This window comes from Polaribacter sp. R2A056_3_33 (assembly GCF_019278485.1).
GTDB lineage: Bacteria > Bacteroidota > Bacteroidia > Flavobacteriales > Flavobacteriaceae > Polaribacter.
On sequence record NZ_CP058984.1, the window covers coordinates 900,491 to 915,359 of the forward strand.

The window sequence follows — 14,869 nt, forward strand, 5'->3', positions numbered from 1 at the left end:
AGTAACTATTTTAGGTCTCGACTGCGCTCGACCAGACAAAATCGATGAAAAAAACACTATACATAACACTATTTACACTAAGCACACTCTTTTTTATTGCTTGTGGTGCATATTCTTTTACAGGAGGAAGTACGGGTGATGCAAAAACATTACAAATAGATTTCTTCCCAAATCAAGCATCTTTGGTAGAGCCAACTCTAAGTCAGCGTTTTACCCAAGACATGCTAGATTTATTTACAAGACAAACCAATTTAACCACAGTAACCTCTAATGGAGATTTATATTTTAGCGGAGAAATTACAGGCTATAGAATTACTCCTATGAGTGCTACTGCAGACCAAACTGCTGCTCAAAATAGACTTACCATCACCGTTAATGTTCGTTTTGTGAATAAACTAGTTGAAAAAGACGATTTTGAAAAACAATTCTCTTTTTATTCAGATTTTGCTGCAGATGCACAACTTACAGGTAGTGTATTAGAAGCTGCTTTAGATGAGATTATGGAGAGATTAACACAAGATATTTTTAATGCTTCCGTTGCAAAGTGGTAATATTAAAAGTTAAAAATATTCAGTTGTACTATTCAGTAAAAAGTAGATAAAAATAACTAAGATTTGAAATCAAGTACTTTTATAGATTTAATAAAAAACAAAAGACAAATTCAGGAAGTGGAAACTGCTGAATTAAAAACTGTTGTTGAAGAATATCCGTATTTTCAAGCAGCACGTGTTTTATATTTAAAAGGATTAAAAAATCAGGATAGTTTTAAATACAATAACGAATTAAAAGTAACTGCTTCTTACACCACAGACAGAACTTTATTATTCAATTATATTACTACAAATAATTTTAATAATCAGAAAGAAGATATTCATCAACAAATATTTGAAAAAATATCAGCAGAAAAAACAGTAGCAACTCCTTCTGAAAAAATTGAAAGCCTAATAGAAAAAACTGAAGTAGCTTTAGAAAATATTGCTGAAATAGAAACGGCATTAGAAATTGGAAAACCTATATCTTTTTCTTCCGCAGAGAATCATTCTTTTGGCGAATGGTTACAACTTTCCTCCAGAAAGCCTATTGTTAGAGAAGAAAAAAAGCAAATAGAAAAAACTACTATAGAAAAACCTACAGCAAAAGAGGACTTAATAAACACATTTATTGAAAACAATCCTAAAATTAAGCCTTTAGCAAAAGATAAAATAGTAGCTGTACCAGTTGCTAAAAACAGTCAAGATTCCTCTTTAATGACAGAAACATTGGCTAAAGTTTATTTAGAACAGAAAAAGTATGAAAACGCAATGCAAGCTTATAGAATTTTAAGTTTGAAATATCCAGAAAAAAGTGGTTTCTTTGCAGACCAAATTAAAAGAATACAAATTTTACAAAAAAATAAATCATGAGTTACACAGCATTTTTAATTCTAATTTTGATTGTAGCCGTTGCATTAATCTTAATCGTGATGGTTCAAAATCCTAAAGGTGGAGGATTAACTTCTTCTTTTGGAGGTAGTGGAGCACAATCTTTGGGGGGTGTACAAAACACTAACAATTTCTTAGACAGAACAACTTGGACTTTAGCAATTGCTATGTTTGCATTAATTTTATTAGCAAACTTTGCAATTCCTAGAGATGGAGACAACAACTTTGAGTTAAATAATACTTTAGATGGTATTGAAACCTCTACTCCTGTTGAAAACACAACTCCTATAACTAACGATAGTTTAAATTAATTATCCGTTAGAGATAAATTAAAAATGCCAACGTAAATGACACGTTGGCATTTTTTTTATGCTTAAAATTTAACAATAAATTCAATCAAAGAAAAATTGTCAGTTTTAGTGTAATGGCACAATTTCTGACAATTTACAGTTAGTAACATATAAATTAATTAACTAAAAATATAATAATGGGATTAAACATTAAACCTTTAGCAGACAGAGTTCTTGTAGAACCTGCTCCAGCAGAAACAAAAACAGCGTCAGGATTAATTATTCCTGATAACGCAAAAGAAAAGCCACAACAAGGAACTGTTGTAGCAGTAGGTAATGGTAAAGTTGATGAGCCTTTAACTGTAAAAATTGGAGACACTGTTTTATATAGTAAATATGGTGGAACTGATTTAAAATTAGAAGGTAAAGATTACCTAATGATGCGTGAGTCTGATATTTTAGCGATTATCTAAAAGTATTTAGTTTTCAGTTGCGGTTTACAGTAGCAACAATTAAAACGAATAAATAGTTAAACAAATAAACATTTAAAGAAAATGGCAAAACATATAAAATTTGATATTGAAGCAAGAGACGGATTAAAACGTGGAGTTGATGCTTTAGCAAATGCAGTAAAAGTAACTTTAGGACCAAAAGGAAGAAACGTAATTATTTCTAAATCTTTTGGAGCACCAACAGTTACTAAAGATGGAGTTTCTGTAGCAAAAGAAATTGAGCTAGAAAATGAGCTTGAAAATATGGGAGCTCAAATGGTAAAAGAAGTTGCTTCTAAAACCAACGACTTAGCTGGAGATGGTACAACAACTGCTACCGTTCTTGCACAAGCAATTGTAAAAGAAGGTCTAAAAAACGTTGCTGCAGGTGCAAACCCAATGGATTTAAAACGTGGAATTGACAAAGCTGTTGCTGCAATTATTGCAGACTTAGAAAAACAAGCAAAAAAAGTTGGTAATTCTTCTGAAAAAATTCAACAAGTTGCAGCAATTTCTGCAAATAACGATGCTGTTATTGGAGACTTAATAGCTACTGCTTTTGCCAAGGTTGGTAAAGAAGGCGTTATTACTGTTGAAGAAGCAAAAGGAATGGAAACTTATGTTGACGTTGTAGAAGGTATGCAATTTGACAGAGGTTATTTATCTCCTTATTTTGTTACCGATGCAGATAAAATGATTGCAGATTTAGAAAATCCTTATGTTTTATTATTCGACAAAAAGATTTCTAACTTGCAAGAAATTCTTCCAATTTTAGAGCCAGTTTCTCAATCTGGACGTCCTTTATTAATTATTGCAGAAGATGTAGACGGACAAGCGTTAGCTACTTTAGTTGTAAATAAATTAAGAGGTGGTTTAAAAATTGCTGCTGTTAAAGCTCCAGGATTTGGAGACAGAAGAAAAGCAATGTTAGAAGACATCGCAATTTTAACTGGCGGAACTGTAATTTCTGAAGAAAGAGGTTTCTCTTTAGAAAACGCAACATTAGATCTTTTAGGTACTGCAGAAGGTATTACTATTGATAAAGACAATACAACTATTGTAAATGGTTCTGGTGATGCAGATGCTATTAAAGCAAGAGTTAGTCAAATTAAAGCTCAAATAGAGACTACAACTTCTGACTACGACAAAGAAAAACTTCAAGAACGTTTAGCTAAATTAGCTGGTGGTGTTGCTGTTTTATATGTTGGTGCTGCTTCTGAAGTAGAGATGAAAGAGAAGAAAGATAGAGTTGATGATGCTTTACACGCTACAAGAGCTGCAGTAGAAGAAGGTATTGTTGCTGGTGGTGGTGTTGCTTTAGTACGCGCTAAAAAAGTTTTAGAAAAAATCACTACAGAAAACTTAGACGAAACTACAGGTGTACAAATTGTAAACAAAGCAATTGAAGCACCTTTAAGAACCATCGTAGAAAATGCTGGTGGTGAAGGTTCTGTTGTAATTAATAAAGTTTTAGAAGGTAAAAAAGACTTTGGTTATGATGCTAAAAACGACATATATGTTGATATGCTAGAAGCTGGAATTATAGATCCTAAGAAAGTAACGCGTGTTGCATTAGAAAATGCTGCATCTGTTGCCGGAATGATCTTAACTACAGAATGTGCCTTAGTAGACATTAAAGAAGATGCTCCTGCAGGAATGCCTCCAATGGGTGGTGGAATGCCAGGAATGATGTAGCCAGTAGCACTGGCAGGCAGGCTTTCACTCTTGCTTATTACATTTATATCAATAAAAAATCCGATAGATTAATTTCTATCGGATTTTTTTATTACCTACAAAAAAGAAGTATTATTCCTTCTTCTGCTTTTTCAATTCTCCATTATGGTCTTTAATTATTTCTTCTTCCCTATACTTACAACAACCATGTACAGAACCATACGCTTCATCTGTTGCAATTAGTTTATTTTCTTCATCTAAAATAACATCATGCCCTACTGCTAAAACACTTTTCTGAACAGCCTCTGCATCGGTTTTACGTTCATCTAAAATTACATTTAATTGATGCGTCTCTACACTCCAAATTGCAAACTTTACCCCTTTTGTTTTTAAAGCAGCAGTTTCAATACGTTTTTTACACATACCACAAATTCCATCTACTTCTATAGATACTTTAGCACTTTTCTTCTTTTTTACTTCTTGTGATTGTGTTGTAAAACCAATCAAACATAAACTGAATACGAATAGTATTTTTTTCATCTTTTTTCTATTTTATATTATATTACTTAATCCCACTCTGTGGCTATTTTATTTTAAATCTTAACCCCATATAAAATGCTCTTCCAAAAATAGGAGAATACACAATTGTACTATCAAAATTAGATCCAAATGGATCATCACTTGCTAAAATAGGATTTTTCTGCTGAACATTTGTTAAGTTTTCGGCACCTACATAAACTTCAAATTTGTCTGAAAAAACCTTTGTAATTTGAGAGTTTAACAATTGATAAGAATCTGAATGTGATGGCAATTGATATTGCACAGGATTAGATACCGTATTTGGTAAACGCTGTTTTCCTATATTATTAAAAGTAACATCAAACTTCCATTGAGCTCCACTATCTTTAGCAGGGGTTTCATAGGAAAGGTTTGCAAAAAATCTATTTTTAGGTTGAATCGGTTTCTGTAAATTACCCGAAGTATAATCCGTAGAAATATCAAAATACTTATACGCTGTTCTAAAATTAAAATACGGTGCAATATTATAATTTACTTCAACTTGAAAACTATTTGCAATACTTTTTCCGTTTAAATTATAAAATGATATTTCTTGAGGGTTTTCCCAATCTACCACAACTTGATTTGTAAAATCTGTTTGATAAAAATCGAAAGTAACATCTCCCTTTTTATTGAATAAGTTAAATCTTTGCATATAAGAAACTCCGTAATTCCATGCAACCTCAGGATTTAATCCGTAGATATTACCACCAACATCATCAATATTAATACTCCTTGAACTTGCAAATAATTGTTGATTTTCTGCAAAAATATTAGCACTTCGCTTTCCTCTTCCTGCAGAAGCTCTAAAAACACTGTTTTCCCAAGGCACATATCTTGCATGAATTCTAGGAGTAACAAAAGTTCCTAATAAATTATGAGTATCTATACGCAAACCTGCAGTTAAGCTAAAATCATTCAAATTATCGAATGCATATTCGAAAAAAGCTCCTGCAGAAGTTTCTTTTCTATCGTAATCGGTAATATTTACCAATTCTTCATAATTATCATGCGTAAAACTAAGTCCGGTTTTAAACTTATTTCTAGTATCCCCTATTATAGAATTAAAAATAATATTAGAAAATATACTTTCATGCTCTATATTATAAATTTTTTGTCCAAAATAAGAATCTTGCTGATGATTACTATACGCAAACTGAAGACTTACACTCTGAAAAGGCAACTCTGGAAAAACGTACCCTAATTTAGCCGAAGTCTCAAAACGTCTTGTATCTATTTCACTTCCCCAAGCATTTGTGGTTCCTTTATCTAAAGATGGATTAAAATCAATCTCACCCGTTTGTTTTTCATCATTTAAAAAACGTACATTAATAAAACTTACCCAACCTTTTTCTGCATCAACATACTGCCAACGATTCATTACATTTATTTGATCTGCTAACGGACTGTCTAAAAAATTATCATCATTTTTATCGAATTTCTCACCTCTATAATTACCGTGAACATAAATACCTGTAGACCATTTATCTGAAACTTTTTGGTTAAAATGTGTATTTAACTCGATCCTTCCATTTAAGGAAGAATAGGCATTAACAAAGAATTTATTATCAGAAAAAGGTTTTACCAATTCTGCATTTATTTGTCCAGATATACTTTCATACCCATTAACAACAGAACCAGCACCTTTTGTAATCTGTATACTTTCTACCCAAGTACCTGGTGTAAATGTGAGTCCGAAAACCTGAGCAGCACCTCTAACAGAAGGAATATTTTCTTGTGTAATTGACAAATATGGACTTGTTAAACCCAGCATTTGTATTTGTTTCGTTCCGGTTAAAGCATCAGAAAAACTAACATCTATAGATGGGTTGGTTTCAAAACTTTCTGCCAAATTACAACACGCAGCTTTTAACAATTCTTCAGAATTTACAGTAAACATATTTGCCGTAGACAAAAATGATTTCTGAATTGCATTTCGTTTACTTTTAATTATTACTTCATCTAAATCACCTTCTGGAGTAATATAATGATGAATAGGGTCTAAGTCCTCAATAGTTAAAGTATCGGTTTTGTACCCTAAATAATTAATTACTAATTTTTTATATCCTGGTTTATAATCTATAGTAAACCAACCTTTCTTATTTGTAATTGCACTTACGTTTGTATTTAACCAATGTACAGTTACATCGGCAACCCCTAAATTATCTTTAGGATTATTTTTGTCCATAATCATCCCTTTAAATGTAGTTTGAGAAAAGAGTATAACAGGAATAAATAGCAGAAAACTACTAATTATATATTTTTTCATTATGTGTATTAATTTTAATTTATAACGCTAAATTTCATCGCCTTTAGGCAATATTTATAGTTTAAAAATTAAAATCAAATTAAAAAAGACTGGTATATAACCTGATAATCTAATAGAATTTCAGGCGGAGAAATGTTGTTGTAGTTTGTTTCTTTAAAATCTTGTTCAAAAAATAGATCATTAAAAGAAATATAAAACGATGCTAGAAATTGTTGGTTAGAAAAATCAAAATCGTCAACTTGAGTTTGTCTTAATTGATCTTGACCTTTAATTTGATGAATTTCATCTTTACAACAGTTAGTCTTAGCTGCAATTTTTTGCATTTCTAAGCCGCAATCGTTTGTACTCCCTATAAAAGAAACATCCATTAGAGAATCTCCACAGTAATGCTTTTCTACCGTAAAAGAAAACGTAGAAAACAACACTAAAAGTGCCAATAAAAAAGACGCTATTTTAGAAAAAAACTGTTTCATTGCTTCTGCAAATTTACAATAAGAAAATCAAATTCTATATAAAATTATCTATTACTCAATTTTTGATAATAGAAAGCTGGAAGCAATATTAGTAAAAACAGCGGATGGATTATAAATCTACGTATATAAAACGGTAACAAATAACCACTTTCAAAATTATTTTTAATTAAAATTACGAATACAGAAATAAGAATTACGAAAGCTATCATTAAAAAATAACTAGCAAATTTTAAATACTCTTTTCGCTCAAACAACACCCAAATTATACCTAATGAAATAACAGAGTTTATGAGGTACCTAAAGAGCATATTTACCACTAGCTTCCAAACAACTATATTCTGAATACCTGTGTACAAATAATCATTTTTAAAATATACTATTAAAGGGTCATAAAACAAATTCGTTTGAAAAGCTCTTACCGCGACCAACAGCACAAAAAGCAAGAATACTAATACTATTTTTAGATATTTACTCATTTCTTAAACTTAGAAAATTGATTAACCCAAATAACCCAAAGCATAAAAATGGTACCATAAATAATTGCCGGAAATACCAAACCATGTAAAAATTCTTGATTTTCGGGATATTTATAGATCATTACTGTCAGAAATGCAATTCTTAATACATTGATTGTATAAATGAACAAACTACCAAACAGAGAATAAAAGAAAGTAGCTTTTAAAGACCCAGAAAAAGCAATAATAAATGATATAAATAGAACAATTAAACTAATAGAATTACACCCTTCTATAACCCTAGCGGTATATTTACCTTCTATGATTAGTTTTACAGAAACTTCTTTATCATGCTGAACAGCCTCTACGCTATAATCGAAAAAAGTAAGCACTTTTACGGTTTGGTCCGCCACAAGTGTTGTTATAGATGCTGTTTTATAAACCCCTTCTTTTTCTTGAGAACGCTGTAAGTAAGTGTTATAGATTGTAACTAATAAAAAATAGGTTACAAAAAACTTAATCAGAAAAATGATGATGCTTTTATGTTTCTTCACAATAAATTTTATTTAATTTTGCGACTTATTTACAGAACGAATATACAAAATGAATATAGATATTTTACAACAACAGATCGACAAAATTATTTTATCTAACACATCTAAAGATGAGAAATTACAAGCTATATGTGATTATTTAGAAAAAGAAATTTCTTACTATGATTGGGTTGGTTTTTATTTTAAAAACGGAGATAAAGACGAGCTAAAATTAGCTCAATATACAGGAGAAGAGACAGAACACACTATTATTCCGTTTGGGAAAGGTATTTGCGGACAAGTAGCGGTTAGCAACGAAAACTTTGTAGTACAAGATGTTTCTGCTCAAGACAATTATATTTCTTGCGGTTTGAAAGTAAAATCTGAAATTGTAATCCCAATTTTTGTAGCAGGCGAGAATATTGGTCAAATTGATATAGACTCTCATACAGCAAATACATTTTCCGCAAAGGACGAGGCACTTTTAGAGTATATCTGCAAAGAATTGTCAAGTATTCTTTAATTTTGTTGATTTATATTTATCTTTTAACTACTTTTGATAAAAATAATATAATTCACAAATCGACATATTCCTAAATAATGAGAAAATACGAATCCACTACCATAACATCTAAAAATTCAACATCTAATTATGCTTCAAAAAAAACATCTATTGTAGATAATTTTGTTGTTTGGTTTCGAGATTTTTTAGATAACGCCGAGTAGTGGATCTGTTTTTTTCTAATTAAAAAAACTTCATTAAAAGTTTGTTGTTAATTACTTACTTGTTTTGTTACTATCTTTTATTGCCTTAGAAGATTGCTTTACCTAAATTTGCACGCTTAACAACACAACACTAAATGAGCACTGCAAAAACAATTAAATCCGCATTAATTTCGGTATTTCACAAAGATGGTCTAGAACCAGTTGTAAAAAAATTAGATGCACTTAACGTAACTATCTATTCTACAGGTGGTACAGAAAAGTTTATTAAAGATTTAGGAATCAATGTAATTCCCGTAGACGAGGTTACTTCTTACCCATCTATTCTTGGTGGAAGAGTTAAAACATTGCATCCAAAAGTTTTTGGAGGTATTCTTAACAGACAAGACAATGAAAGCGATGTTGCTGAATTGGCTGAATACAATATTCCACAAATAGACTTAGTAATTGTAGATTTATATCCGTTTGAAAAAACGGTAGCTTCTGGAGCACCAGAACAAGATATCGTAGAAAAAATTGATATTGGTGGTATTTCTTTAATTAGAGCTGCTGCAAAGAATTTTAAAGACACGGTTATTGTTTCATCTATGGATCAATACGAAGGTTTCTTAAACACACTTTCTGAAGGTAATGGAGAAACTACCATTTCTGAAAGAAAAAAATTAGCTGCAAAAGCATTTAATATTTCTTCTCATTACGATACTGCTATTTTTAACTATTTTAATGAAGATGAAATAGTTTACAAAGCAAGTGAACAAAATGCAAACGTTTTACGTTATGGAGAAAACCCTCATCAAAAAGGATATTTCTTTGGAGACTTAGAAGCAATGTTTGATAAACTTCATGGTAAAGAATTAAGCTACAACAATTTATTAGATGTTGATGCTGCTGTAAATTTAATTCAAGAATTTAAAGGTGAAGCACCAACGTTTGCTATTTTAAAACACAACAATGCTTGTGGTTTTGCACAAAGAGACACAATTAGTCAAGCGTATACAGATGCTTTAGCAGGAGATCCTGTTTCTGCTTTTGGTGGTGTATTAATTGCAAATACAGAAATAGACAAAGAAACTGCAGAGAAAATTCATACTTTATTTTGTGAGGTTGTAATTGCTCCTTCTTTTTCTGATGATGCATTAGCTATTCTAAAAGGTAAGAAAAACAGAATTATCTTAATTCAGAAAGATGTTGCATTACCAACATCAACTGTTAGAACTTGTTTAAACGGTTCTTTAGTGCAAGATAAAGATAGTATTACAGATCAATTATCAGATTTAAAGTACGTAACTAACAATAAACCAACTCAAAGTGAGTTAGATGATTTGTTATTTGCTTCTAAACTGTGTAAAAACACAAAATCGAACACCATAATACTTGTTAAGAACAAACAATTATTAGCTGGAGGAACAGGACAAACAAGTAGAGTTGATGCGTTAAACCAAGCTATTGAAAAAGCAACTTCTTTTAAATTTGATTTAAATGGATGTGTAATGGCAAGTGATGCATTTTTCCCTTTCCCTGATTGTGTAGAAATTGCAGATAACGCAGGAATAAAAAGTGTTATTCAACCTGGAGGATCTATTAAAGACCAATTAAGTATAGACTATTGTAATGAACACAATATATCTATGGTAATGACAGGAACAAGACATTTTAAACATTAATAATAAATATGTATTTTACACACAGAATTTTAGTAATTTTGTAAGAATACATCAAGAATAAAACAACAAATATATTTTATGGGTTTTTTCGATTTTATGACGGAAGATATTGCGATTGATTTAGGTACCGCAAATACTTTAATAATCCACAACGGAAAAGTGGTTATTGATAGTCCTTCTATTGTTGCCAGGAACAGAATTACTGGAGAAATCATTGCAATTGGTAAAGAAGCCAACCTAATGCAAGGAAAAACCCATGAAAATATTAAAACTATTCGCCCTTTAAAAGACGGAGTTATAGCAGATTTTGAGGCATCTGAACAGATGATTAAAGAATTTGTAAAGCAAATTCCATCAATTAAGAAGCGTTTATTTCCACCCGCATTAAGAATGGTTATCTGTATCCCTTCTGGAATTACAGAAGTAGAAAAACGAGCTGTTCGTGATTCTGCAAAACACATGAATGCAAAAGAAATCTATTTAATTTATGAACCTATGGCTGCTGCAATTGGTGTTGGTATAGACATTATGGAGCCTAAAGGAAACATGATTATTGATATAGGTGGTGGTACAACAGAAATAGCTGTAATAGCATTAGGAGGTATTGTTTGTGATCAATCTGTAAAAGTTGCAGGAGATCTATTTACAAATGATATTATGTACTACATGCGTACCCAACACAATTTACATGTTGGTGAATCTACTGCAGAAAAAATAAAAATTACCATTGGTGCCGCAACGGAAGATTTAGAAACTCCACCAGACGAAATGTTGGTTCAAGGTAGAGATTTACTAAGCGGAAAACCAAAACAGGTACAAGTTTCTTATAGAGAAATTGCAAAAGCATTAGACAAATCTATTTTAAGAATTGAAGATGCTGTAATGGAAACTTTATCTAAGACTCCACCAGAATTGGCTGCAGATATTTATAATACAGGTATCTATTTAGCAGGTGGTGGTTCTATGTTAAGAGGTTTAGATAAGCGTTTATCTAGAAAAACAGACTTACCTGTTTATGTAGCCGAAGACCCTTTAAGAGCAGTTGTTCGTGGAACAGGAATTGCATTAAAAGAATTAAAAAAATACAAAAATGTATTAATGAAATAGTAGTTTTTAAGTTCTTACAATGCAACAGATTATCTATTTTTTTCAGAAGTTTAAGTATTTTCTGTTTTTTATATTGTTAGAGTTAATAGCGCTAACTTTTACTTTTAACAACCTTCGTTTTCATAAAAGCAAGTTTATAAACTCAGCTAATAGTGTTACTGGTGGTTTTCTTACAACCCTTTCTAACTCTACAGAATATTTAGGATTAAAGTCTGAAAATAAATTATTGTCAGAAGAAAACACACGTCTAAAAAATCTTTTAGAAAAAAATACATCTGTAAATTTTGATATTGATTCTACAGTGATGGATTCTACAAAATATCATCAAAAATATACGTTCACAAACGCAAAAATCATCAACAATAATTATTCTAAACCATTTAATTTTATAACTATAAATAAAGGTAAAAATCAAAATATAGATAAAGAAATGGCTGTAATTAATAGCAAAGGAATTATTGGAATTACAGAAAACTCATCAAATAATTATACGAGAGTACAATCAATTTTAAATAAAAATAGTGGTATTAATGCACGTCTTAAAGGAAATGATTTTTATTACGGAACATTAAAGTGGAATAGTATAGATTACAATATTGTTCAGTTACACGATATGCCAAGACAAGCTCCATTAAAAATTGGAGACACTATTGAAACAGGAGGAAAATCTACTATTTTTCCTGAAGGAATACCTATTGGAACAATCTCTAAAATAAACAAAGGAAACACCGCTAATAACCAAGTAGATGTAACGTTATTTAATGATATGAGTAACCTTGGTTATGTATATATTGTTAAAAATTTAGATAAGGAAGAATTACAATTTTTAGAAAACACGAGCAATGAATAAAAGTATAAATCAAATTTTATCTTTTTTTTTCTTGCTATTCTTGCAAGTATTAGTGCTAAATAACATTAATTTTTTAGGACATATAAATCCATATCTTTATATTAGCTTTGTAATTCTATATCCTTTAAATGAAAAAAGATACTCCTTTCTTTTTATAAGTTTCCTTTTAGGACTATTTGTTGATTTCTTTTCAGATTCAGGAGGTATACATGCATTTGCTACTTTATTTATCGCTTATATTAGGTTGTTTTTTGTGAATGTTTATTTTAGAAAAATACCAGCAGATTACCCTTTCTTTAGCTTAAAATCTGAATCTTTTGGTAAAGTTTTTAACTATGTAGTAACTTTAACAGTAATTCATCACCTTATTTATTTTACTTTTGCTAATTTTAGTTTTGAAAATTTATCAATGGTTTTTTTAAACACATTATACTCTAGTGTTTTTACATTGATTTTATTTTTTTTAGGAACTTATATTTTTACTAAAAGCGAATAATGCAAAGAAGTTTTTTACTTTATTTTTTAATAACACTTATCGGTATTCTTTTTATTGGGAGACTTTTTCAATTACAAGTAATTAGAGGTGCCAGCTATGACCCTATTCATAATTCTGCTGTAAAAATAGAGTATGATTATCCAGAAAGAGGATACGTATATGACAGAAACGGAGAACTTTTAGTTGCAAACCAGCTTTCTTATGACGTTATGGTGCAACCCAACCAGGTAACACCATTAGACACATTAGAATTTTGTAATCTATTAAAAATTGATAAAGCAGATTTCTTAAAAAGATTAAAAAAAGCAGATAATTATGCCCCTTACCTACCTTCTGTATTTTTAAAACAATTGGCAAAAGAAGATTTTGCTTTTCTTCAAGAAAAATTACATAAATACACTGGTTTTTTTATTCAAAAAAGAATCATTAGAAAATATCCTATAAATGCTGCCGCAAATGTACTTGGCTATATTGGAGAAGTAAATGAAACTTTAGCAAAAGAAAATGCCTATTACCAACCTGGAGAATTAATTGGAAAAGATGGAATTGAAAGACAATATGAAGATTATTTAAGAGGAACTAAAGGTAAAAAATATCTACAAAGAAATAACCTAAATAAAGTTACAGGATCTTATTTAGACGGTTCATACGATACCATACCAGAAAACGGAAAAGACTTAACATTAACCTTAGATATAGAACTACAAGTTTATGCCCAAAAACTAATGTCTGGTAAAAGAGGCGGAATTGTAGCTATAGAACCATCTACTGGAGAAATCTTAGCGTTAGTTACTGCACCTTCCTACGATCCTAACATGTTGGTTGGTAGAAAACGATCTAGAAACTCTACAATACTATTTAATGACACCATAAGTAAACCTTCTTATGACCGAGGTTTATTAGCTACCTATGCTCCTGGTTCTCCTTTTAAAATGATGAATGCTTTAATTGGCCTTCAAGAAGGTGTTATTACAGAAGATACCGGTTTTAGATGTAATCATGGTTTTAGATACGGTAGTAGAGCAGGTGCTTTTATGGGATGCCATTGCGGAATTACAGGAAGGCCAGTACTACTAAAAGCAGCTATTGCTAGATCTTGTAACACTTACTTTTCTCAAACTTATAAAAAAATTATAGAAAAAAACAATAATCCTTCAGAAGGTTTAGACACCTGGCATAACCATATTGCCAGTTTTGGTTTAGGCAATTATTTAGGTTATGATTTACCTGCTGGAAGTCCAGGTTTAATACCTACCGGAAAATATTATGATGATATTTATAGATATTCTTGGAACGGTTCTACTACTATATCTAACGCAATTGGTCAAGGAGAAGTTTTAACAACACCTATTCAGTTAGCTAATTTTACAGCAGTAATTGCAAACAGAGGATATTTTTATACACCACACGTATTAAAAGAAGTAAATAAAAACCCTATTAAAGACTCTGTATATACAATTGCAAAAAAAACAACGATAGATAAAAAGTATTTTTCTCCAGTAGTTGAAGCTATGCACGAAGTATTTAAGACAGGAACAGGGAGATTTAATCAAGTAAAAGGAATTGAGATTTGTGGAAAAACCGGAACTGCAGAAAACTTTGCTAGAATAGACGGTCAAAAAATTCAACTACCAGATCATTCAATTTTAGTGGCATTTGCACCTAAAGAAAACCCTAAAATAGCGATAGCAATTTTTGTTGAAAATGGTGGATATGGATCTACAATAGCTGCTCCAATTACCAGTTTACTTATAGAAAAATATATAAATGGTAGCATCTCTAAAGAAAATAAATATAGAGAACAACGAATGTTAGACCTAAACTTAAAAGATATTTACGCTAAACTAAATCAAAAAACTCAATAA

At 30.6% G+C, this 14,869-nt stretch carries 17 protein-coding genes; 12 read left to right on the top strand and 5 right to left on the bottom strand.

Annotation, left to right across the window (positions count from 1 at the left end; genetic code table 11):
- Window positions 1-44: 44 nt before the first annotated feature.
- The 5 genes from H0I29_RS03780 to groL all read left to right on the top strand — a co-directional run bounded on the left by H0I29_RS03780 (window position 45) and on the right by groL (window position 3,897).
- A complete protein-coding gene (locus H0I29_RS03780; protein WP_218731478.1) occupies window positions 45-551 on the top strand; it encodes an LptE family protein in 507 nt (168 codons plus the stop codon).
- A 63-nt stretch (window positions 552-614) separates the two neighbouring features.
- Complete coding sequence (locus H0I29_RS03785) at window positions 615-1,403, top strand: hypothetical protein (RefSeq protein ID WP_218754465.1); 789 nt, start codon at window positions 615-617, stop codon at window positions 1,401-1,403.
- Complete coding sequence (gene secG, locus H0I29_RS03790) at window positions 1,400-1,732, top strand: preprotein translocase subunit SecG (protein WP_218731481.1); 333 nt, start codon at window positions 1,400-1,402, stop codon at window positions 1,730-1,732. Before H0I29_RS03785 ends, secG begins: the two co-directional genes overlap by 4 nt.
- 176 nt (window positions 1,733-1,908) lie before the next feature.
- Window positions 1,909-2,184, top strand: a complete 276-nt coding sequence (gene groES / locus H0I29_RS03795) for a co-chaperone GroES (protein ID WP_068449432.1) — start codon at window positions 1,909-1,911, stop codon at window positions 2,182-2,184.
- An 81-nt stretch (window positions 2,185-2,265) separates the two neighbouring features.
- Window positions 2,266-3,897 (top strand): chaperonin GroEL, encoded by a 1,632-nt coding sequence (gene groL, locus H0I29_RS03800; RefSeq protein ID WP_218754466.1) that lies wholly within the window; start codon window positions 2,266-2,268, stop codon window positions 3,895-3,897.
- Between the two features lie 111 nt (window positions 3,898-4,008).
- On the opposite strand, the gene H0I29_RS03805 is transcribed toward groL, so the two are convergent.
- From H0I29_RS03805 to xrtF, 5 genes are all read right to left on the bottom strand, one after another.
- Window positions 4,009-4,416 (bottom strand): heavy-metal-associated domain-containing protein, encoded by a 408-nt coding sequence (locus H0I29_RS03805; protein ID WP_218754467.1) that lies wholly within the window; start codon window positions 4,414-4,416, stop codon window positions 4,009-4,011.
- 43 nt (window positions 4,417-4,459) lie between these two features.
- Window positions 4,460-6,703, bottom strand: a complete 2,244-nt coding sequence (locus tag H0I29_RS03810) for a TonB-dependent receptor (protein WP_218754468.1) — start codon at window positions 6,701-6,703, stop codon at window positions 4,460-4,462.
- Between the two features lie 74 nt (window positions 6,704-6,777).
- Window positions 6,778-7,176: a hypothetical protein gene (locus tag H0I29_RS03815; RefSeq protein ID WP_218754469.1), complete on the bottom strand. Its 399-nt coding sequence runs from the start codon at window positions 7,174-7,176 to the stop codon at window positions 6,778-6,780.
- A 44-nt stretch (window positions 7,177-7,220) separates the two neighbouring features.
- A complete protein-coding gene (locus H0I29_RS03820; protein ID WP_218754470.1) occupies window positions 7,221-7,652 on the bottom strand; it encodes an exosortase F system-associated protein in 432 nt (143 codons plus the stop codon).
- Window positions 7,649-8,185, bottom strand: a complete 537-nt coding sequence (gene xrtF / locus H0I29_RS03825) for an exosortase family protein XrtF (protein WP_218754471.1) — start codon at window positions 8,183-8,185, stop codon at window positions 7,649-7,651. Before xrtF ends, H0I29_RS03820 begins: the two co-directional genes overlap by 4 nt.
- A gap of 49 nt (window positions 8,186-8,234) precedes the next feature.
- Here xrtF and H0I29_RS03830 point away from each other — a divergent pair, with 49 nt between their 5' ends.
- The 7 genes from H0I29_RS03830 to mrdA all read left to right on the top strand — a co-directional run bounded on the left by H0I29_RS03830 (window position 8,235) and on the right by mrdA (window position 14,869).
- On the top strand, window positions 8,235-8,687 hold the full coding sequence (locus tag H0I29_RS03830) for a GAF domain-containing protein (RefSeq protein ID WP_218754472.1): 453 nt from the start codon (window positions 8,235-8,237) through the stop codon (window positions 8,685-8,687).
- 77 nt (window positions 8,688-8,764) lie between these two features.
- Window positions 8,765-8,890 carry a hypothetical protein gene (locus H0I29_RS18410; protein ID WP_262887631.1) on the top strand — a complete coding sequence of 42 codons (126 nt, stop codon included), beginning with the start codon at window positions 8,765-8,767 and terminating at the stop codon, window positions 8,888-8,890.
- A 134-nt stretch (window positions 8,891-9,024) separates the two neighbouring features.
- Window positions 9,025-10,551 carry a bifunctional phosphoribosylaminoimidazolecarboxamide formyltransferase/IMP cyclohydrolase gene (purH, locus tag H0I29_RS03835; protein ID WP_218754473.1) on the top strand — a complete coding sequence of 509 codons (1,527 nt, stop codon included), beginning with the start codon at window positions 9,025-9,027 and terminating at the stop codon, window positions 10,549-10,551.
- Between the two features lie 78 nt (window positions 10,552-10,629).
- Window positions 10,630-11,658: a rod shape-determining protein gene (locus H0I29_RS03840; protein WP_068449442.1), complete on the top strand. Its 1,029-nt coding sequence runs from the start codon at window positions 10,630-10,632 to the stop codon at window positions 11,656-11,658.
- 19 nt (window positions 11,659-11,677) lie between these two features.
- Window positions 11,678-12,508: a rod shape-determining protein MreC gene (gene mreC / locus H0I29_RS03845; protein ID WP_218754474.1), complete on the top strand. Its 831-nt coding sequence runs from the start codon at window positions 11,678-11,680 to the stop codon at window positions 12,506-12,508.
- A complete protein-coding gene (gene mreD / locus H0I29_RS03850; RefSeq protein ID WP_218731498.1) occupies window positions 12,501-13,004 on the top strand; it encodes a rod shape-determining protein MreD in 504 nt (167 codons plus the stop codon). Before mreC ends, mreD begins: the two co-directional genes overlap by 8 nt.
- The gene (mrdA, locus tag H0I29_RS03855; protein WP_218754475.1) at window positions 13,004-14,869 is read left to right on the top strand and encodes a penicillin-binding protein 2; all 1,866 of its coding nucleotides are present in this window, start codon (window positions 13,004-13,006) and stop codon (window positions 14,867-14,869) included. The genes mreD and mrdA overlap by 1 nt, the downstream gene beginning before the upstream one ends.

What these genes read in the sequence shown, in the direction of transcription:
- mreD (WP_218731498.1), top strand. Translation starts at nt 12,501, where the DNA reads ATGAATAAAAGTATAAATCAAATTTTATCTTTTTTTTTCTTGCTATTC.
- mreC (WP_218754474.1), top strand. Translation starts at nt 11,678, where the DNA reads ATGCAACAGATTATCTATTTTTTTCAGAAGTTTAAGTATTTTCTGTTT.
- groES (WP_068449432.1), top strand. Translation starts at nt 1,909, where the DNA reads ATGGGATTAAACATTAAACCTTTAGCAGACAGAGTTCTTGTAGAACCT.
- purH (WP_218754473.1), top strand. Translation starts at nt 9,025, where the DNA reads ATGAGCACTGCAAAAACAATTAAATCCGCATTAATTTCGGTATTTCAC.
- H0I29_RS03840 (WP_068449442.1), top strand. Translation starts at nt 10,630, where the DNA reads ATGGGTTTTTTCGATTTTATGACGGAAGATATTGCGATTGATTTAGGT.
- groL (WP_218754466.1), top strand. Translation starts at nt 2,266, where the DNA reads ATGGCAAAACATATAAAATTTGATATTGAAGCAAGAGACGGATTAAAA.
- H0I29_RS18410 (WP_262887631.1), top strand. Translation starts at nt 8,765, where the DNA reads ATGAGAAAATACGAATCCACTACCATAACATCTAAAAATTCAACATCT.
- H0I29_RS03815 (WP_218754469.1), bottom strand. Translation starts at nt 7,176, where the DNA reads ATGAAACAGTTTTTTTCTAAAATAGCGTCTTTTTTATTGGCACTTTTA.
- mrdA (WP_218754475.1), top strand. Translation starts at nt 13,004, where the DNA reads ATGCAAAGAAGTTTTTTACTTTATTTTTTAATAACACTTATCGGTATT.
- H0I29_RS03805 (WP_218754467.1), bottom strand. Translation starts at nt 4,416, where the DNA reads ATGAAAAAAATACTATTCGTATTCAGTTTATGTTTGATTGGTTTTACA.
- secG (WP_218731481.1), top strand. Translation starts at nt 1,400, where the DNA reads ATGAGTTACACAGCATTTTTAATTCTAATTTTGATTGTAGCCGTTGCA.
- H0I29_RS03780 (WP_218731478.1), top strand. Translation starts at nt 45, where the DNA reads ATGAAAAAAACACTATACATAACACTATTTACACTAAGCACACTCTTT.
- H0I29_RS03810 (WP_218754468.1), bottom strand. Translation starts at nt 6,703, where the DNA reads ATGAAAAAATATATAATTAGTAGTTTTCTGCTATTTATTCCTGTTATA.
- H0I29_RS03830 (WP_218754472.1), top strand. Translation starts at nt 8,235, where the DNA reads ATGAATATAGATATTTTACAACAACAGATCGACAAAATTATTTTATCT.
- H0I29_RS03820 (WP_218754470.1), bottom strand. Translation starts at nt 7,652, where the DNA reads ATGAGTAAATATCTAAAAATAGTATTAGTATTCTTGCTTTTTGTGCTG.